This window comes from Robertkochia aurantiaca (genome assembly GCF_020166495.1).
Taxonomy (GTDB): Bacteria; Bacteroidota; Bacteroidia; order Flavobacteriales; family Flavobacteriaceae; genus Robertkochia; species Robertkochia aurantiaca.
Map to the genome: position 1 here is coordinate 568,204 of NZ_JAINZS010000004.1, position 17,829 is coordinate 586,032.

Below are 17,829 nucleotides of genomic sequence, written 5' to 3' on the forward strand. Positions count from 1 at the left end.
GTCTAAAGGTTGCAAATATAGCCAAAGCGCTATTTACCGGACAACCTTCTGAAATTATGAACTTTCTGATAGGGTTGATTGGAGAGCTGTGCATTATTCGAACTGGTCAGGTGTTGGTTTTTACGTATATTTGCGACCAAAATTGTATTACCTAAAATACAGGTTGAACGAAAATAAAAATTGATATGTATCCGGAAGAAATAGTAAAACCGATGAAAGAAGACCTGACCTCAGTCGGGTTCAATCAACTGAATACTCCTGAAGAGGTAGACGTAGCCATGGCTCAGAAGGGAACCACCCTGGTCGTGGTAAACTCTGTTTGCGGCTGTGCTGCTGCCAATGCCCGTCCTGGAGCCAAGATGAGTCTGCAGAACGCCAGGAGACCTGAAAACCTTTACACCGTGTTCGCAGGAGTTGAAAGAGAAGCCACTGATAAGGCCAGAGCTTATATGTTGCCCTTCCCTCCTTCTTCACCCAGCATCGCTTTGTTTAAAGACGGCGAACTGGTACACATGCTCGAGAGACATCACATCGAAGGAAGACCGGCAGCAATGATCGCCGACAACCTTATCGATGCCTATAACGAATATTGCTAATACAGATCTATTATCTGCAAAAAAGAACCGCGAATAGCTTCCCGGTTCTTTTTTTGTTTATATCCCCTGAGAAATCACTATGCCGAAAACAGACATCTTATTTTTGTGTACCGGAAATTACTACCGAAGCCGGTTCGCTGAAATCCTGCTGAATGAAATAGCCAAAGAGGAAAACATTCCTGCAAAAATCTCCTCCCGCGGTCTGCGTATCTCTGCAAACAACAAGGGAGCCTTATCACCGTATACCACTATCTACATGAGCAAACTGGGAATCGATCTCGGGCCTTACCTGAGAATGCCTCTTGCTTTTGAACCCGAAAAAATAGACGCTCATACGCGAATCATCGCTCTTGATGAAGAGGAACACCGGCCCATGCTGGAAAAAAACTTCGCACAGATCGCACCCCGCGTTGAATACTGGAACTTTGTCGATGAGTATATCGTGGGACCGGAAACGGTGCTTCCGGAATTGGAAAAAAAAGTACGTGATCTTGTCATTGAGCTAAAATAACAGTAATTTCATTCAAGTCATGGCCAAGCTTTTCGCATATCCGCTTACTATTATTTACTACCTGGTCTTCGGACTCACACTGCTTATTTTTCACCCGATTCAGTGGATCTGTTATAATCTCTTCGGTTACCAGGCACATAAGAAAAGTGTCGATTATCTCAATTTCTGTCTTACAGCCTGTCTTTATATTCTGGGCCACCGGGTCAGATTTGACTATAAAGCAAAACCGGCAAGGAATATCCCGTCGATCATCGTGGCGAACCATCAAAGTATGAACGACATTCCTCCCATAATCTGGCACATGCGAAAGCTGCACCCGAAATTTATCAGCAAAAAAGAACTGGGCAAAGGTATTCCCAGCGTTTCCTATAACCTGCGACACGGAGGCTCTGTACTGATCGACCGAAAAGACCCCGACCAGGCGATCGCCGAGATTCGCAACATAGCAGCCTATGCAGAGAAGAACAAGCGCGGGGTGGTTATCTTCCCGGAAGGAACCAGAAGCAGAACAGGGGCTATGAAAAAATTCAGGCGTACCGGAATCAAAACCCTCATTCGAAATATGCCGACGGCACAGATTGTTCCCGTAACCGTTAACAATTCGTGGAAAACCCTGAAATACGGCAAATTCCCTATGGGTCTTGGAGCAAAGATTACCTTCACCGTTCACGAACCCCTGCTGGTAAGCAGTGCCACCCCTAATGAACTGATCGACCTTACAGAAGAAAAAATTGTATCAGCTATTGACCCTAATATCAAGCGTTCATGAGTAATTCAGAGATCATAGAAAAAACGATAGATTTCGTAAAGGTCACCCTGAAAAATGCCGAGGGAGGGCACGACTGGTTTCATACGGAAAGGGTTTTTAAAAGCGCTCTTTTCATCGCCAAGGACTATCCGAAGGCAGACCCGCTGGTGGTAGGCCTGGGTGCCTTGCTTCATGACATCGCAGACGCGAAGTTTCATGACGGGAACGAGAATATCGGGCCTGATAAAGCCCGGGAATTTCTCCAAAGCCTGAAAGTCAGGAAAAGGGTGATCTCTCACGTCGAAAAGATCATTCGAAATATTTCATTCAAGGGAGGAAACTTTAAGCAGAAGTTCAAATCACTGGAGCTCGATATCATACAGGATGCCGATCGCCTCGATGCCCTGGGCGCTATCGGTATTGCAAGGACCTTTAACTACGGGGGGTATAAGAACAGACCTTTGTACGATCCCGAGATTCCACCGCAAATGGATATGAGCAAGGAAGAATACAAGAAATCGAAAGCTCCCACCATCAATCATTTTTACGAAAAGTTGCTGCTCCTGAAGGACCGGATGAACACTGATACCGGGAAAAAACTGGCCGAAGAACGACACCGGTTCATGGAAGAGTTTTTAGAACAGTTCTATGCCGAATGGAACGGGAAACGATAGTCTAGTCCGGATTGATCCTCAACAGTGCCTGATAAGGATCGCCTGTCAGTCCCAACTCCCTGGCAAAGGCTTCCTCTGTTGACAGCCCCTGTAACTTCAATTCCATTATCTTTTCACGGAACCTCCAATCATGCTTACGAAGCAACACCTCTTCTGCGAGCATATGCAGATAGGCCGTCTGTTGCTCCACCTTTTTGTGCTGCCCAAAAATTTCCATTTCCATACCGTGATATTCGAAACGAATAATGGTCGCAAGCAAGCCCTCTTTAAATCGCTGTTTAAGCCGGAATTTACTCAGCACCCCGTAACGGGTTACGACATGCTTCCTGAAAGACACATGATCTCTAACCTCACAGAGTATATCAAGGTCGCTAAGCGAAGTGATCAAACCTAAGGGGTAAGTTCCGGCTACTGTTGCCTGAAACGGCTTCAGATATGAAAGAAGGCCCAGCTCCCTTAGAAGAAGCCAGGCCTTTTTTTGTTGTTTACATCCATCTGCCAGCCAACGCATTCTATCGGTCGGTTCGCTCTGCCACATGGAATTTATTTTCCGGTGAATTCGGGCTTTCTTTTTTGAAGAAAGGCCGTAGTTCCTTCCTTGAAATCTTCGGTGCCAAAACTGGCTCCGAAATTTTCGATCTCCTTTTCATAGCCTTTCTTTCCAAAGCCTGCATTGACGGCGTCAATAGCTGAAGCGATGGCTTTTGGCGAATTTTTAATGATCTTAGATGCGATCTCCTTACATAGAGGTATCAATTGTTCCTGTGCCACCATATGATTGATCAGTCCGCTCAAATGTGCCTGTTCGGTACCGATCATTCCGCCTGTCATGATCATTTCCATGGCGCGGCCCTTTCCAACCAGCTGTGGTAAGCGCTGAGTACCTCCATAGCCGGGTATCACACCCAACGACACTTCAGGCAATCCCATTCTGGCATTATCGCTGGCCACTCTGAAATGACAGGCCATGGCCAGTTCAAGGCCTCCGCCGAGCGCGAATCCATTGATGGCCGCAATAACAGGCGTGCTTAAATTCTCTATAAAATCAAACAAAAGCCGCTGGCCTTTGGCTGCCAACTGCTTTCCTTCTGCTGCTGAAAAATCTGAAAACTCGGCGATATCAGCTCCTGCTACAAAAGCTTTGGTACCCGATCCGGTAATAATGATGGCGCGTACCTGCTCATCCTGATCCAGGCTTTTCAACGCCTCGTGAAGCTCTTCAATGGTTTTTCGATTGAGCGCATTGAGCTTATCGGGACGATTCACCGTTACTACGCTGATATGATCTTCGGTATCTACAATAATATTCTGATAATCCATATGCGATATTTATAGTTGCTGATTATGATTCGTTTTCACAGCGCGGGAAATTTACGGTAAAGACCGAACCCTTACCCTCGACAGTTGTAAAAGTAATGGTTCCCTTATAGGTCTCCACGATGTTCTTCACCATACCCAGGCCAAGGCCCATCCCGCTGCTCTTCGTGGTAAATTTGGGTTCAAATATCTTTTGCCGGTTGATTTCACTGATTCCATGTCCGTTATCAGCCACCGATATCAATACCCGGTCAGATTCTCCATAAACGTTTACCACAACTTTCGGCTCCCGGTCTTCGGGTATTGCCTGAACGGCATTTTTTACCAGGTTAGTCACCACCCTGATGAGCTGCGTGCGGTCAAGTTTGGCGATCAGTGGTTTTTCCGGAGGAATGTACTTGATATAATCTTCATTGAAGATATCAAGCGCCAGTTCTGTGACCATGCCCACATCAAGCGTTTCATTTTGTTGGGCAGGCATCTCTGCAAAGTTACTAAATGCTGAGGCAATACTGCTAAGCGTATCGATTTGTTGGATCATGGTATTGGCGAACTGATCGATATGATCACCAGCCTTAGGATCTTCAGGGTTGAATTTACGCTGGAAGCTTTGCAAGCTTAAACGCATTGGGGTAAGCGGGTTCTTGATCTCATGCGCCACCTGTTTGGCCATTTCGCGCCATGCCTGCTCCCTTTCGCTCTTGGCCAGTAACGCGGCACTCTCCTCCAGATCATCGATCATGGCATTATAGGCATTGACCAAAGCTCCTATCTCTTCGCTGGGGTGTTCCAGATATATCTTTTCATTCCTTTTTGTAAGCCGGGTCTGATCCAGTTTCCTGCTGATCGCCTTCAGGGATCGGGTGATATAGGTCGAGATCAGATAGGCCAGCACCAGGGCTATGATCAATATAATAAGATATACCCCACCCAGGCGCCAGAGGAACTCGCGCAGTTCATAATTACTCAGGGAATCGTCTTCAAAATAGGGAATATTGAGAATTCCGATCGGTTTAAAGCGCTGGTCGAGTATGAAGGTGTAAGATGACTGATAGCGGTTACCGGCCGCGATCTTCTTCTGAACATACCGCTTGTCCTGACTGGAATTGAGCTTCTGTAAGATCTCTTCAGGAATATCGGCCACCACTGCCTCGTTCTGCAGGAAGGGCCGGGAACTTTTGATAAGTTTCCCATCGAGGTCAAAAATATTGAAGCTCAGACTCTGAACATCGGCGATCTCATAGATCAGGTCTTTAAAAATATACTGAAGGTTCTCGGTCGTTACTTCGTAAGTGGTGTTACGCAGTATATAGTCGATCTGATTCTTGATCTGCCGTTCCTTTCGTTCCAGACGCTCACGGTGGTAGTCAACGGCCTGCTCCTTATACTGGTAAATAGTCACCCCGGCTATAAGCACCGAAGCGATGACCACCAACAGGATCATGGTAATGAATATACGCGATCGTAAGGATAGCTTTCTGTACACCGTGGTTTATTTTTTGTCAATCGCCCGCAAGAACCAAGCCAAAGACCGTTATTTTATCAGGCCTCAGGATTCTTATCCCGGATCTTTTTATACAACCGAATTCCCAGCATCAGGAATACCAGTAATCCCAGTAATCCGAAAAGACCGAACATCCAGTCGATGGCACTCTTCAGAATGACCAGAAAGACCACGGCAAAAAGAATGATGGTCGCCCCTTCATTCCAGATTCGCATAAACGAAGAAGAGTAACGGTATTTATCCTGTTGCAGTTCCCTGAACATCAGGTGGCATTTCCAGTGGTATGCGAAGAGCAACAGCACGAAAAACAACTTCACATGCATCCAGCCCTGTTGCAACCATCCCGGAGAGATCCATAACAACAACACAGCCGTAAGGGTTGTAAGTACTGCAGAGGGCCATGTGATAATAAACCAAAGACGCCTGGTCATCAGCTTTAGCTGTTCGGTCAGGATTTCACGATCGGGCTGCGGTTTTTCACTGGCCTCGATCTGATAGATGAACAACCTGGGGATATAAAACAACCCGGCGAACCAGGTTGTTACAAATATCAGATGCAGTGCCTTTATGTAATTATAATATTCAATCATTATTCACCTACAAACAGGTAGTTGAGATTCTTTTGATTAAAGGCCTCGTTGAACCTGGCAACTTCTTCATCGAGCACCGAATTCAACTGATTCAATTCTTCTTCGATCTCGGTGGTGAGCTGGTTCTTAACCGCTATATCCTGTTCGGTGGGAGCAAAGTCTCCAAGGGTCACCAAACTGTTCAGATGCGCAAGCTTGTTGGTAAGCCTGATCGGAAAGTTCAACGGATCCTGTCGGCTACGGTTCTGGGTCTGGTAAAGAGCTTCTTCAACCTCGGTCAGTTTTTCCTCCATGGCTTTTGCCTGTTCGACCAGGTCAGAAACCGAATCATTCCCGGCATATTGAGTCGAAAATGCCTTTAACTGATCTTTTACCTTTCTGATCCTTTTGATCGCTTTATGCGCCTCATCAACGGTCTCATTCACGTCTGCCACAAAATCGAACTGTTGCTGCATTTCTTCAACGGTAGACTCTGCACGGGGATCAGGTACGATGGTGAAATCCTGTGACTGGTCATTGCCATTCACATTCAGTCTCACCTCATAGGTTCCCGGAACTGCCTTAGCTCCCTCCAGACTCGCCCACCAGAGAATCATTCCTTCAAAGTCGGTGGCGCCATCATAACGCGTATCCCACACAAAGGTATTACCCCCTTTGACAAGGTCAGGCAGTTTGTTCTCTTTGCTGTGATTCGAATACGACTTGATCGTATCACCTGCCTTATCCAGATAGGTCAGGGCTATGGTATCGTTTTCCTTATCAAACTCCTTCAGATAAAAATGAGTGATCACTCCGTTAGGGTGATTGGTACCGGCCGAATTCGACTTGATACCTCCACGGCCGCCCATTCGGTAGGTATCGGCCGGTTTAAACAAAATGGCATCCTTTTCCCGGCTGCTATCATCGAGCTGATGCAAAACACCCAGGTCATCGATGATCCAAAGGCTGCGCCCCTGAGTCGCCACGATCAGGTCATTGTCTTTTATGGCCAGGTCAGTAACAGGAACAACAGGAAGGTTCAGCTGGAAGGGTTTCCAATTCTTACCATCGTCGAATGAGATATACATTCCTGTCTCGGTACCGGCATAAAGCAAGCCCTCACGATTCGGATCGGCTCTCAGAACGCGGGTAAAATGCTCTTCGGCTATCCCGTTGGTGATCTTTTCCCAACTCTTTCCATAGTTGGTCGTTTTATACAGGTAGGGTGAGAAGTCGCCTTCTTTATACAGGGTTCCGGCCACATAACAAGTACCCTCATCGAAAGGCGATGGCTCAATGCTGTTGATCATAAGCCATTTGGGTGCATCTTTCGGAGTGACATCTCCCCAGTTTTGTCCGCCATCCTGAGAGATATGTACCAGACCATCGTCGCTACCCACCCACAGCAGTCCTTCTTTCAGCGGACTTTCGTTGGCGGCAAAAATGGTACAGTAATATTCCACCCCGGTATTATCCTGGGTGATCGGTCCTCCTGAAGATTTCAGCTTTTCAGGATCGTTACGCGTAAGATCCGGACTGATCACTTCCCAGCTTTGGCCTTCGTTCTCACTTACATGAACGTGGTTCGAAAAAGTATAAAGCCTGTCAGGATTGTGTTTGCTGAAAAGAATGGGGAAGTTCCACTGGAAGCGGTATTTCATCCCTTCAGCCCCGTAACCCATCGGGTTATCAGGCCATACATTGACGGCACGCACCGTATTTTTTTCGTGATTCACACGGGTAAGGAAACCGCCATAACTTCCTCCGTAAACGACATCGTTATTCTCGGGATCAACGGCTATATGAGCAGACTCCCCTCCTGCTGTAGGCTCCCAGTCGTCTTCAGAAATAAATCTGCCATCGGTACGGTGCTGTATTCTTACCGTCGAATTATCCTGTTGTGCTGCATAGATGCGGTAAGGAAAGTGATTGTCGGTGGTTACCCGGTAGAACTGAGCGGTCGGCTGATTGTGATAAGTACTCCAGGTGGCACCCCCGTCATAACTTACCTGTGCCCCTCCGTCATCTCCAATGATCATGCGTTGCGGGTCTTCAGGTGCAATCCAAAGATCGTGGTGATCTCCGTGTGGTGCATTGTTGCTGCTGAAGGTTCTTCCGCCATCTTCAGATTTGTGGTATGAAACATTTACCACATATACGATATCTTCGTCCTGCGTATCAGCATAAATACGGCTGTAATACCAGGCCCGTTGTCTCAGGTTGCGGTCATCATTAATATGGGACCAGGTTTTTCCTCCATCATCAGAGCGGTAAACACCCCCTTCTTCCTTATTTTCTACAATGGCCCAGACCCTGTCTGAATTCACCGGAGATACGGTTACCCCAATGATTCCAAGAGTGCCTTTGGCAAAACCTTCGTTTTTAGAGATCTCAGTCCAGGTCTCCCCGTTATCAGTACTCTTCCATAGTGCAGACCCTTCGCCTCCACTGCTCAGGCTGTAAGGTGTACGCTGCACTCTCCAGGTAGACGCATATAATACTCGGGGGTTGTTGGGGTCCATTTGCAGATCGACCACCCCGGCCTGGTCGTTCACGAACAGCTTTTTGGTCCAGGTATTACCACCATCGGTACTTTTATAAATACCCCTGTCTTCAGTTCCTTTATAGATGTTTCCCATCACCCCGGCAAATACGATATCGGGATTGTCCGGGTGTATAACGATACGCGGGATATGACGGCTGGAAGTAAGTCCTTTCTGTTCCCAGGTTTTTCCGCCATCGACAGTTTTCCAGATCCCGTACCCTGAAGAAACATTTCCTCTCACGGTCTTTTCTCCGCCGCCTACATAGATCACATTATGATCACTGGGAGCCACTTTTACTGCTCCGATACTTCCTCCGAAAAATCCGTCGGAGATATTTTCCCACGAACGGCCACCATTTTCAGTTTTCCATACACCTCCGCCGGCGGCACCGAAATAAAACAGATTAGGCTCTCCCGGCACGCCGGTAACTGCAGCAGAACGCCCGCCCCTGAATGGCCCAACCAGCCTGTATTCAAGTGATCCGTACAATTCTTCTGGAAAAGAAGCATCGCTCTTCTTGCGTTGCGCCTGTGAAGTGAAAACCATGGCCAAAGCCATGATCATGGTAAAAATGATCGGTTTTTTATTCATTACTTGTAGTTTTAGTCAGCGACTAAAAATAGAAATTTATTACGAAACCGTTGCACCCTCAAAGAGATTCCTTTTCACCTCGCGGTTCAGGAAATAAGCCGTAACCAGGGTAGAAAGCAGGTCGGCAACAGGAAAGGAGATCCACACTCCGAGCTCTCCGTACATTTTTGGAAGGATGAGTATGAGAGGGATAAAGAAAAAACCCTGTCGCGTCAGGGTCAGAAAAAGAGCCGGTATGGCTTTGCCCACTGCCTGAAAATAGGCAGACCCGATAAGCTGCACCACTACGATAGGGGTAGCCGCGAAGGCCCATCTCATAGCGTCTGGTGCTTCCCTGAGCACCGCTTCATCCTGGGTAAACACCCGGGTGATGATATCGGGAAAACTCATTATGAGCAGGAATATCACAAACCCCAGTAAGGCTGCGTATTTGATCGCCGTTTGAATAGATTCACGAACCCGGTCGTACTTCTCAGCTCCGTAATTATAACCGGCGATCGGGAGAAATCCCTGGGTAATTCCCAAAACAGGGAAAAGAGCAAACATAAGCATCCTGCCAATGATCGCATAGACCGTCACCGAATCGGCACCCCCCAGGTCGTAAAGAATATTGTTCACAAACAGATATGTGATGCTCACCACAGCCTGCCTGGCCAGGGTAACCCCTCCCAGGGATGCGATCTCACGGGTCACCGACAGATCAAGGTTGAAATGACTGAAATCAATCTTCAGTTCAGAGCGGCCCGAGAGAAAAAACCAAAGGATATACAGGAAGCAACACAGATAGGAGCCGGTGGTGGCCCATGCCGCTCCCAGCATCCCCATGTCAAGCACATTGATCAGCAAAATATCGAGCAGCAGGTTTCCTACAGAAGGAATGATCATGGCGATCATTGCAAAGCGCGGTTTACCTTCAGCCCGGATCACCGCATTTCCCATCATACAAAGTGCCAGAAAGGGAACCCCGTAAAGCACGACAGTATAGTAGATCTTAGCAGGCTCAAAAATAGGACCCTTCCCTCCGAAACTGGGAATGATACTATCTGCAAAAAGCAGCCCTAACACCACCAGGGTGGTGGTCAGGAGCAAGGTCAGGGTAAGCTGATTTCCGAAGGTCTTGAAGGCGCGGTCGTTATTGCGGGCTCCCAGGGACCTCGAAATGATCGATGCCCCTCCGATACCTATTGACATTCCCAGAGCAGCGATGAAGAAAGAAACAGGCAGAACCACATTGATGGCTGCGATGGCAACCGAACCGATCCAGTTACCAACAAATATGGTATCGACCAGGATATTGAGCGACATGACGAGTATGCCTATGGAAGCGGGAACAGCCTGTTTTACCAACAGCTTTCCGATACTTTCGGTTCCCAGCTCCTCAGAAGATACTCTCGCCATCTGCTTTCCTATCTGTCGTTAATTGGTTTCAGGAAGAATGCGCCCATTCATCGATCCATCTTGACAGTACCTTTACCCATTCCTGGTCATCGTTCAGACAGGGGATCACGTGAAATTCTTCTCCGCCGCGCTCTTCGAACTCCTCTTTGGCTTCCATCCCGATCTCTTCGAGGGTCTCCAAACAGTCTGAAACAAATGCAGGGGTAACAACTGCCATTTTTCGTACTCCTTTCTCGGCAAAACCATTTACGGTCTTATCGGTATAGGGTTGAAGCCAAGGATCAATGCCAAGCCGAGACTGAAAAGAAGTGGAATAACTGTCTTCCTTCAGCTCCAGGTATTCAGCCACCCTCTTGGTGGTCATATAACACTGATGCCTGTAACAGAACTGATGTGCCGGGGAAGAACTAAAACAACATTGTCCGTCTATTTTACAATGTGAGCGGGTGATATCAGATTTTTTGATATGTCTTTCCGGCACCCCGTGATAAGAGAATAAAAGGTGCTCCCACTCTTTATCTTTCAGATGCTCGTGTATAGAATTTGCCAGCACCCTGATATAATCATCATGATTGTAAAAGGCAGGAATGTTGGTGAAAGACATATGCGGAAAATGCTTTTGACGCAATTCTTCGGCCAGCACCAGGATGGTCTCGGTGGTTGCCATGGCGAACTGTGGGTACAAAGGAATAAGCAATACCTCATCAACTCCCTTTTTATCCAATTCATCAAGACCTGCCTTGATCGAAGGGTTACCGTACCTCATGGCCAGGCTCACCGGTACCGAGGTGAGATCCTGTACTTTCTCCTGCAATCTTTCGGAGAGAACGATCAAGGGAGAACCTTCGTCCCACCAGATTTTGGAATAGGCTTCTGCCGATTTTTTTGGCCGGGTGTTGAGTATAATACCTCTCACCACAAAAGTCCTCAGCCAACCGGGTAAGTCGATCACCCGTTCATCCATGAGGAATTCATCCAAATACTTTTTAACATCCTTGGGATCAGTCGAATCAGGCGATCCAAGGTTTACGAGTAAAACTCCTTTCATTATCTGAGCAATTTTTAATGCAAATTTAAGGGTTTAAACCGAGTATAAAACCCGGCTGCAGAGCAGTTATAGCAATTATGTGATAACGAATATCAATGCTTACTCCAAACACCAAAGCATACCTCCCCTAAGGTGCTGCACAAAACCGGGTTCGCTGTAGGAAGCAGCCGTGTGCCCTCCCGCAGTGTAAAAAACCCTGGCTCCTGCCGGTTCATGATACCAGGCAATGGGATGGTCGGGGCCGTTGGTTCCTCCTTCATAAGAGCTTTCTTCCAGATTCAGCAAAGTATTCACTGAAGGATTAAAATTTTTGAAATTATACCATTCGTCTCTCCGGGTCCATGTATCATTTAAGTGGGCGGTTGCCGGGTGGTCAGGATCGACTACGGTTATGAGTGCCTCCTGTATGGAAGGGTGACTATCAAAATAAGCACCGACCAGTTCTCCGTACCAGGGCCAGTCATATTCTGTATCGGTTGCCGCATGAATCCCCATAAAAGCTCCTCCCTGCCCGATATAATTTTCAAAGGCGGTCTGCTGTTCGTTATTGAGAATATCACCGGTAGTCGATAGAAAAATAACCAGATCGAACGACGGGAGATCGTCTGAATTAAACACCCCTGCGTTCTCGGTATGGGTAAGCGCAATATCTTCTTCCTCTGCAAGACCCTTGAACAGGGCCACCCCGTCTGAAATCGAGCTGTGTCTGAATCCTTCGGTTTTGGTGAAAATCAGAACCTGCTTCCGCGGATCATCCGGATCGACATTCACCTCATTCCCATCATCTCCGCAACCCCATACGAACAGCAATACAAGAAATTGCCAGTACATTTGATTCATAATTATGCATTTAGTGATAAAAGATATTTTTTTGGGGTAGTTCCGTATTTTTTCTTGAAGGCCGAAATAAAATGACTTGAGGTACTGTATCCGACCCGGTGACCTACCTCATTCACATTATGCTCTCCGCTTTCGAGCATCTTCCGTGCAAACTCCATCTTGTAATCGAACAGAAAACTATACACCGAATCTCCATACAATTGTTTGAATCCCTCTTTGAGTTTTTTGAGATTCAACCCGATCTCTTCAGAAAGCTCCTGCAAGGTAGGCGGTTCGGCCATTCGGGAAATAACGATGTCTTTCGCCCGCTTGATACGACGCACATTGTCTTCGTCTATCAAAAAAGGACATTGTTCCACATTGGCGTCTTCAGCCTTGTTAAAGTACAGGCCCAGCAATTCATACAATTTCCCCTTAAGGTACAGATTCTTAACCGTAGGATGCAGACCATAGTTCATGATCTGACTCAGCACCACCGATATAGCAGGGTTGAAGGGCGATATGTCGTAGTATTTCCGGTCCCTGTTCTCGAGACTTAAAAATGGTATATAATCGGCTTCCATAGAGATCAGGCTATGAAATTTTTTAATGGAGATAAGCACCGAAACCACCCAGGTACCCGGATCGATATGCAAATTCATCGGAAGGTCCCGCTGCGGATTATACAATAACAGCGCATCTTCCTGTTTTACTTCAAGCTGGTAGCGCCCCTGATTAAAATGGAAAGTCATATGCCCCTTGAGACAGAAATGGAACTGTATAAAGCTGCTGTCCACATTCTTTTCAATGCTTTGCAGCTCGTTACTGCTGTTCTGCAAACGAAGCAGCACCATATCGTCTTCAAAACACCATTCTTCAGCAACCCCTTCAGCGATATTTTTTTGAACGTCTTCCATAAATCTCTTTCTTGTTTTTATTTAGAATCAATCTAAACTATTTGGCTCAAAAGCCTTATAAACCCTAAATATGCCGGGATTTTACCAAAAATACTACGAAAAGAATTGCAAATCACTTTTAGCGTTATAAAAAGTTCCTATAGCGTTATTTTTTTTTAAAGAGCCCCCGTAATTTTGGAGCCGATTTCAGAAATAACTGGATGAAAGCATATAATATCTCTAAACATAACTCCTTTTATGTTGTTGGGTTGAGCTACAAGAAAGCCGATGCAGAGGTAAGGGGTAAATTCAGTTTAGGTGATCAGGCCCAGGATTCGCTGTTAAAGCAGGCTCATTCGTCGGGTATTGATGGCCTCATGGTGATTTCTACCTGTAACCGCACCGAATTATACGGGTTCGCTCAGCATCCTTACCAGCTGATTCAGCTGCTGTGTGGCAACACCAATGGTACTGTTGAAGAATTTCAAAGCGTGGGCTACGTATACAAAAACAACCACGCCATCTCTCATATCTTTAAGGTGGGTACCGGGCTGGACAGTCAGATACTCGGTGATTTCGAGATCATCTCCCAATTAAAGCAAGGATTTCTTAAGTCACGCAGCAATGAGATCGCCAACCCTTTTCTCGAGCGACTCATCAACTCGGTGATTCAGGCGAGCAAACGCATAAAGAATGAGACTGAGATCTCTTCGGGAGCCACTTCAGTCGCATTTGCATCGGTACAATACATCCTGGCCAGGGTACCCGATATTTCCAATAAGAATATCGTACTCTTCGGAACCGGTAAAATCGGAAGAAATACCTGTGAAAACCTGGTTAAACATACCGATAATGATCATATCGTACTGATCAACCGCACCAAAGACCGTGCAGAAAAAGTAGCCGGTAAATTCAATTTGCTGGTGAAGACTTATGAGCAATTACAGGAGGAGATCGCCAAAGCCGATGTGCTTATCGTAGCCACCGGATCTCAGCGGCCTACCGTCAATAAAGACCTCATTCACACCGACAAAGACCTGTTGATTCTGGACCTGTCTATCCCTAAAAATGTCGATGACAATGTGGAAGATCTGGCTAATGTCACTTTGGTACACCTGGACCGGCTTTCTCAGATCACCGACGAAACCCTGAAAAGGAGGGAGAAATTTATTCCCAAAGCAGAGAAGATCATTGAAGAGGTCGAGAACGACTTCAGGCAATGGCTGGAAACGCGAAAATTCGCTCCGACCATCAAGGCTCTCAAAAAGAAGTTGAAAAACATGAAAGATGCCGAGATCGATTTTCAACGTAAAAAGATAGATGGTTTTAATGAAGAGCAGGCCGAAGTTCTGAGCAACCGTATCATTCAAAAGATCACGACTCACTTCGCCAATCACCTGAGGGAAAGTCCGAATTCTTCTGATGAAAGTCTGGAACTCATCAAAAAGGTATTTCAACTAGAAAACAACAAATGAACCGACCTATACGAATCGGAACCCGCGATAGCGAGCTCGCTATGTGGCAGGCCCGACATGTTCAAAAAAAGCTTTCAGATGCCGGTTACGACTGCGAACTGGTTCCGGTTAAATCGACCGGAGATATCGTCTTAGATAAACCTTTGTATGAGTTAGGTATCACGGGTATTTTTACCAAGACCCTCGATGTGGCCCTGCTCAATAAAGATATAGATATTGCGGTTCACAGCATGAAAGATGTGCCGACGGCACTGCCCAAAGGAATCGTACAGGCTGCGGTTCTTGAAAGAGAAGTGACCAGTGATATCCTGGTACATAAGGGCGACCTGAGCTTTCTCAGCAAAAAAGGCACCATCGCCACGGGAAGTCTCAGAAGGAAGGCTCAATGGCTGCATCGCTACCCAAAACATCAGGTGGAAGACCTGAGAGGAAACGTGAACAGCAGGCTGCAAAAATTAAAGGATAATTCCTGGGACGGAGCCATCTTCGCTGAAGCCGGTCTCAAACGCATCGATCTTTTACCAAAGGAACATGAAGTGCTTGACTGGATGATCCCCGCTCCTGCACAAGGAGCCATGATGGTTGTTTGCCGGGGGGAAGACAAAGGCCTGTTCAAAGTGGTAAACAGCATCAATCACTACGATACCGAGATCTGTACGACCATAGAACGAGATTTTCTGAGAACGCTCGAAGGCGGGTGTACCGCTCCGATCGGCGCCCATGCTTATATCGACATCGATTACCTCCATTTTAAGGGGGCCCTTTTCTCCCTTGACGGAAAGAAAAAGGTCGATATCGAACAATCTGTCCTCATAGAAAACGTAGAAGGACTGGGCGTCATCAGCGCCAGGGAAATCCTTAACAACGGCGGAGCGGCTTTGATGACGAAGATCAAAAAGAAACTGGAGAAGAACGGGGTTAAACAATAGCTTTTATGCCTGAGAATCCTCGAATACTGAGCACCAAAATTCTCAGTCCTCCACAGCAGGAAAGACTGCTTCATGCGGGGTTTTCGCTGGTTCAGCTGGCCTTTATTAAAGTGTCTCTTTCTGCCATATCAGAGCCGGTACGGGCGAAACATGCCATTCTCACCAGTAAGAATGCGGTAAAGGCGATTCAGCAAAACCGGATTATCGTTGAAAACGCCTATTGCGTGGGAGAAAAAACCGCGGCTATGACAAGCAGCCTGGGCATTCCCGTGAAAGTAGTGGCAGAAACTTCCAAAGAACTGGCCGGCATTATCGCAGAACATTACTCAGAAAACAAATACGTCTATTTTTGCGGAAATCTGCGCAGACCAGACCTTCCGCAGATACTGAGAAAAAGCAAGGTCGATTTCGATGAAGTCACCGTGTACCATACCGAAAGAGTACCCCATGAAGTCAAGGGATCTTTCGACGGCATCCTTTTTTTCAGTCCCAGCGCTGTGGAAAGTTATGCTCAAAACAATAAATTTGGTAACCCGGTTTGTTTTTCCATCGGACCTACCACTTCTGACGCCCTGAAAAATCATACCTCAAGAATTATCACCGCAAAGAAGCCATCTGCTGAACATGTCGTTCTGGAGGTGTTAAAAGAGTTTAAACCCAATATGCTAAAAAAATAATGTCATGATAAAGAACGATCTATTTTTAAGAGCCCTGAAAGGTGAAACGGTTTCCAGACCCCCGGTCTGGATGATGCGACAAGCAGGGAGGTATCTCCCTGAATTCATGGCATTGAAAGAGAAGTACGATTTCTTCACCCGTTGCCGAACTCCGGAGCTGGCGGCTGAGATAACCGTACAACCCATTCGTATCGTAAAACCCGATGCAGCCATACTTTTTTCTGACATCCTGGTGATCCCACAGGCTATGAATATAGATGTTGAAATGAAACCGGGCGTAGGACCCTGGTTACCATCACCTGTGCGCACTGCTCAGGATGTGGAAAATGTGCGGGTTCCTGAGATCATGGAAACCCTGGGATACGTAATGGATGCCATTACCCTTACTAAGGAAATGCTTGAAGACGAGGTTCCCCTGATCGGTTTTGCCGGTTCCCCCTGGACCATCTTGTGCTACGCTGTTGAAGGAAAGGGATCCAAGAGCTTCGATCAGGCCAAAGGCTTTTGCTTTTCCAATCCGGAGGCCGCCCATAAGTTATTGCAAAAGATCACCGATACCACAATCGCCTATCTGAAGCAAAAAGTGGCCCATGGGGTCAATGCCGTACAAATATTCGATTCATGGGGAGGTATGTTATCACCCGAAGATTATCGTGAATTCTCATGGAAATATATCGACCAGATCATTGAAGCCCTTGCGCCGCTCACCGAAGTGATCGTATTTGGTAAAGGGTGCTGGTTCGCCCTTCCTGAGATGGCGAAGAGCAAGGCAAGTGCACTGGGGGTTGACTGGACCTGTTCACCTGAAAAGGCACGGGAGTTTACCGGAGGAAAGATCACACTGCAGGGGAATTTTGACCCCTCCAGATTACTCACACCCGTTCCGCAACTGAAGAACATGGTCTGGGATATGATCGACAGATTTGGAAAAGACCGCTACATGGCAAATCTGGGACATGGTATATTACCTAATATCCCTGTAGATCATGCCAAAGCGTTTATAGATGCAGTAAAGGAATACGAAAATCGCTGATGAGCACAGGGAAGGTCCTTCGGTCATTACGTCCAGAGGTCGTATGGAAGACCTCCCGGTATTTCCTCACCCGCCCTGCAGGAATGCTGGCCGCCTTTTTGGCTACCCGCAGCTGCCTGAAACTGTCAGGTGAACTCTTTGGAAAAGCCCATCACAGAAATGGAAAGGCCAATGCCTTCAGGCAGGCCCTTTGGAATATGCTCATCATTAAATACAGCATGAAGATGGGTTATTCTACAGAAAGAGCGCTGAAGTGGGCCGATGAGATCACCCTGCACCACGAAGACCTGTCTCCCAACCCACCCCTGGCCAGGATCATGGACCTGCACAATAACCGTATCGGCAGAGACCTCTGGACGGGTATCAATTGCACCGCCTCAGACCCTGACGGGTTACTGGCAGAAAACGTCATGAACTTATTAAAATCTGCGGTCAGGGTTAGCAGTCTTGAGGATACCGGAAAGCATCCGGAAAAATTGATTTATATTGAAGATTGAA

The 17,829-nt window shown here is 46.9% G+C and carries 18 protein-coding genes; 9 read left to right on the forward strand and 9 right to left on the reverse strand.

The annotated features are described in order from the left end of the window. Positions 1 to 185 precede the first annotated feature (185 nt). The 4 genes from K7R10_RS08360 to K7R10_RS08375 all read left to right on the forward strand — a co-directional run bounded on the left by K7R10_RS08360 (position 186) and on the right by K7R10_RS08375 (position 2,529). The gene (locus K7R10_RS08360) at positions 186 to 596 is read left to right on the forward strand and encodes a BrxA/BrxB family bacilliredoxin (protein WP_224484229.1); all 411 of its coding nucleotides are present in this window, start codon (positions 186 to 188) and stop codon (positions 594 to 596) included. Between the two features lie 79 nt (positions 597 to 675). Beyond that, positions 676 to 1,107 (forward strand): arsenate reductase/protein-tyrosine-phosphatase family protein, encoded by a 432-nt coding sequence (locus K7R10_RS08365; RefSeq protein ID WP_224484230.1) that lies wholly within the window; start codon positions 676 to 678, stop codon positions 1,105 to 1,107. Positions 1,108 to 1,126: 19 nt separating this feature from the next. Beyond that, positions 1,127 to 1,876 (forward strand): lysophospholipid acyltransferase family protein, encoded by a 750-nt coding sequence (locus tag K7R10_RS08370; protein WP_224484231.1) that lies wholly within the window; start codon positions 1,127 to 1,129, stop codon positions 1,874 to 1,876. Continuing rightward, positions 1,873 to 2,529: an HD domain-containing protein gene (locus K7R10_RS08375; RefSeq protein ID WP_224484232.1), complete on the forward strand. Its 657-nt coding sequence runs from the start codon at positions 1,873 to 1,875 to the stop codon at positions 2,527 to 2,529. Before K7R10_RS08370 ends, K7R10_RS08375 begins: the two co-directional genes overlap by 4 nt. A gap of 1 nt (position 2,530) precedes the next feature. Here K7R10_RS08375 and K7R10_RS08380 read toward each other — a convergent pair whose 3' ends face one another. The 9 genes from K7R10_RS08380 to K7R10_RS08420 form a co-directional block, all read right to left on the reverse strand. Next, positions 2,531 to 3,067 (reverse strand): DUF4269 domain-containing protein, encoded by a 537-nt coding sequence (locus tag K7R10_RS08380; protein WP_224484233.1) that lies wholly within the window; start codon positions 3,065 to 3,067, stop codon positions 2,531 to 2,533. Positions 3,068 to 3,072: 5 nt separating this feature from the next. Then, the gene (locus K7R10_RS08385; protein ID WP_224484234.1) at positions 3,073 to 3,849 is read right to left on the reverse strand and encodes an enoyl-CoA hydratase/isomerase family protein; all 777 of its coding nucleotides are present in this window, start codon (positions 3,847 to 3,849) and stop codon (positions 3,073 to 3,075) included. A gap of 22 nt (positions 3,850 to 3,871) precedes the next feature. Then, the gene (locus K7R10_RS08390; protein ID WP_224484323.1) at positions 3,872 to 5,290 is read right to left on the reverse strand and encodes a sensor histidine kinase; all 1,419 of its coding nucleotides are present in this window, start codon (positions 5,288 to 5,290) and stop codon (positions 3,872 to 3,874) included. A 98-nt stretch (positions 5,291 to 5,388) separates the two neighbouring features. After that, a complete protein-coding gene (locus K7R10_RS08395; RefSeq protein WP_224484235.1) occupies positions 5,389 to 5,940 on the reverse strand; it encodes a CopD family protein in 552 nt (183 codons plus the stop codon). Then, complete coding sequence (locus K7R10_RS08400) at positions 5,940 to 9,056, reverse strand: VPS10 domain-containing protein (protein ID WP_370631307.1); 3,117 nt, start codon at positions 9,054 to 9,056, stop codon at positions 5,940 to 5,942. Before K7R10_RS08400 ends, K7R10_RS08395 begins: the two co-directional genes overlap by 1 nt. A 39-nt stretch (positions 9,057 to 9,095) precedes the next feature. Then, a complete protein-coding gene (locus K7R10_RS08405; RefSeq protein WP_224484236.1) occupies positions 9,096 to 10,454 on the reverse strand; it encodes an MATE family efflux transporter in 1,359 nt (452 codons plus the stop codon). 28 nt (positions 10,455 to 10,482) lie between these two features. Continuing rightward, positions 10,483 to 11,502, reverse strand: a complete 1,020-nt coding sequence (gene hemH / locus K7R10_RS08410; protein WP_224484237.1) for a ferrochelatase — start codon at positions 11,500 to 11,502, stop codon at positions 10,483 to 10,485. 99 nt (positions 11,503 to 11,601) lie between these two features. Beyond that, the gene (locus K7R10_RS08415; protein WP_224484238.1) at positions 11,602 to 12,342 is read right to left on the reverse strand and encodes a ThuA domain-containing protein; all 741 of its coding nucleotides are present in this window, start codon (positions 12,340 to 12,342) and stop codon (positions 11,602 to 11,604) included. A gap of 2 nt (positions 12,343 to 12,344) precedes the next feature. After that, positions 12,345 to 13,238: an AraC family transcriptional regulator gene (locus K7R10_RS08420; RefSeq protein ID WP_224484239.1), complete on the reverse strand. Its 894-nt coding sequence runs from the start codon at positions 13,236 to 13,238 to the stop codon at positions 12,345 to 12,347. A gap of 200 nt (positions 13,239 to 13,438) precedes the next feature. Here K7R10_RS08420 and hemA point away from each other — a divergent pair, with 200 nt between their 5' ends. From hemA to K7R10_RS08445, 5 genes are read left to right on the forward strand one after another with little or no spacing between them, the layout of a single operon-like run. After that, positions 13,439 to 14,692: a glutamyl-tRNA reductase gene (hemA, locus tag K7R10_RS08425; RefSeq protein WP_224484240.1), complete on the forward strand. Its 1,254-nt coding sequence runs from the start codon at positions 13,439 to 13,441 to the stop codon at positions 14,690 to 14,692. Next, the gene (hemC, locus tag K7R10_RS08430) at positions 14,689 to 15,621 is read left to right on the forward strand and encodes a hydroxymethylbilane synthase (RefSeq protein ID WP_224484241.1); all 933 of its coding nucleotides are present in this window, start codon (positions 14,689 to 14,691) and stop codon (positions 15,619 to 15,621) included. Before hemA ends, hemC begins: the two co-directional genes overlap by 4 nt. Positions 15,622 to 15,626: 5 nt before the next feature. Continuing rightward, positions 15,627 to 16,298: a uroporphyrinogen-III synthase gene (locus K7R10_RS08435; RefSeq protein ID WP_224484242.1), complete on the forward strand. Its 672-nt coding sequence runs from the start codon at positions 15,627 to 15,629 to the stop codon at positions 16,296 to 16,298. A gap of 4 nt (positions 16,299 to 16,302) precedes the next feature. Further along, positions 16,303 to 17,331, forward strand: a complete 1,029-nt coding sequence (hemE, locus tag K7R10_RS08440; RefSeq protein ID WP_224484243.1) for a uroporphyrinogen decarboxylase — start codon at positions 16,303 to 16,305, stop codon at positions 17,329 to 17,331. Further along, positions 17,331 to 17,828: a DUF6973 domain-containing protein gene (locus tag K7R10_RS08445; RefSeq protein ID WP_224484244.1), complete on the forward strand. Its 498-nt coding sequence runs from the start codon at positions 17,331 to 17,333 to the stop codon at positions 17,826 to 17,828. The genes hemE and K7R10_RS08445 overlap by 1 nt, the downstream gene beginning before the upstream one ends. Position 17,829 lies beyond the last annotated feature (1 nt).

Coding starts and splice junctions, on each gene's coding strand:
- K7R10_RS08415 (WP_224484238.1), bottom strand. CDS start 12,342: ATGAATCAAATGTACTGGCAATTTCTTGTATTGCTGTTCGTATGGGGT.
- hemA (WP_224484240.1), top strand. CDS start 13,439: ATGAAAGCATATAATATCTCTAAACATAACTCCTTTTATGTTGTTGGG.
- hemE (WP_224484243.1), top strand. CDS start 16,303: ATGATAAAGAACGATCTATTTTTAAGAGCCCTGAAAGGTGAAACGGTT.
- K7R10_RS08420 (WP_224484239.1), bottom strand. CDS start 13,238: ATGGAAGACGTTCAAAAAAATATCGCTGAAGGGGTTGCTGAAGAATGG.
- K7R10_RS08435 (WP_224484242.1), top strand. CDS start 15,627: ATGCCTGAGAATCCTCGAATACTGAGCACCAAAATTCTCAGTCCTCCA.
- K7R10_RS08375 (WP_224484232.1), top strand. CDS start 1,873: ATGAGTAATTCAGAGATCATAGAAAAAACGATAGATTTCGTAAAGGTC.
- K7R10_RS08385 (WP_224484234.1), bottom strand. CDS start 3,849: ATGGATTATCAGAATATTATTGTAGATACCGAAGATCATATCAGCGTA.
- K7R10_RS08405 (WP_224484236.1), bottom strand. CDS start 10,454: ATGGCGAGAGTATCTTCTGAGGAGCTGGGAACCGAAAGTATCGGAAAG.
- K7R10_RS08365 (WP_224484230.1), top strand. CDS start 676: ATGCCGAAAACAGACATCTTATTTTTGTGTACCGGAAATTACTACCGA.
- hemH (WP_224484237.1), bottom strand. CDS start 11,502: ATGAAAGGAGTTTTACTCGTAAACCTTGGATCGCCTGATTCGACTGAT.
- K7R10_RS08445 (WP_224484244.1), top strand. CDS start 17,331: ATGAGCACAGGGAAGGTCCTTCGGTCATTACGTCCAGAGGTCGTATGG.
- K7R10_RS08390 (WP_224484323.1), bottom strand. CDS start 5,290: ATGATCCTGTTGGTGGTCATCGCTTCGGTGCTTATAGCCGGGGTGACT.
- K7R10_RS08380 (WP_224484233.1), bottom strand. CDS start 3,067: ATGTGGCAGAGCGAACCGACCGATAGAATGCGTTGGCTGGCAGATGGA.
- hemC (WP_224484241.1), top strand. CDS start 14,689: ATGAACCGACCTATACGAATCGGAACCCGCGATAGCGAGCTCGCTATG.
- K7R10_RS08370 (WP_224484231.1), top strand. CDS start 1,127: ATGGCCAAGCTTTTCGCATATCCGCTTACTATTATTTACTACCTGGTC.
- K7R10_RS08360 (WP_224484229.1), top strand. CDS start 186: ATGTATCCGGAAGAAATAGTAAAACCGATGAAAGAAGACCTGACCTCA.
- K7R10_RS08395 (WP_224484235.1), bottom strand. CDS start 5,940: ATGATTGAATATTATAATTACATAAAGGCACTGCATCTGATATTTGTA.
- K7R10_RS08400 (WP_370631307.1), bottom strand. CDS start 9,056: ATGAATAAAAAACCGATCATTTTTACCATGATCATGGCTTTGGCCATG.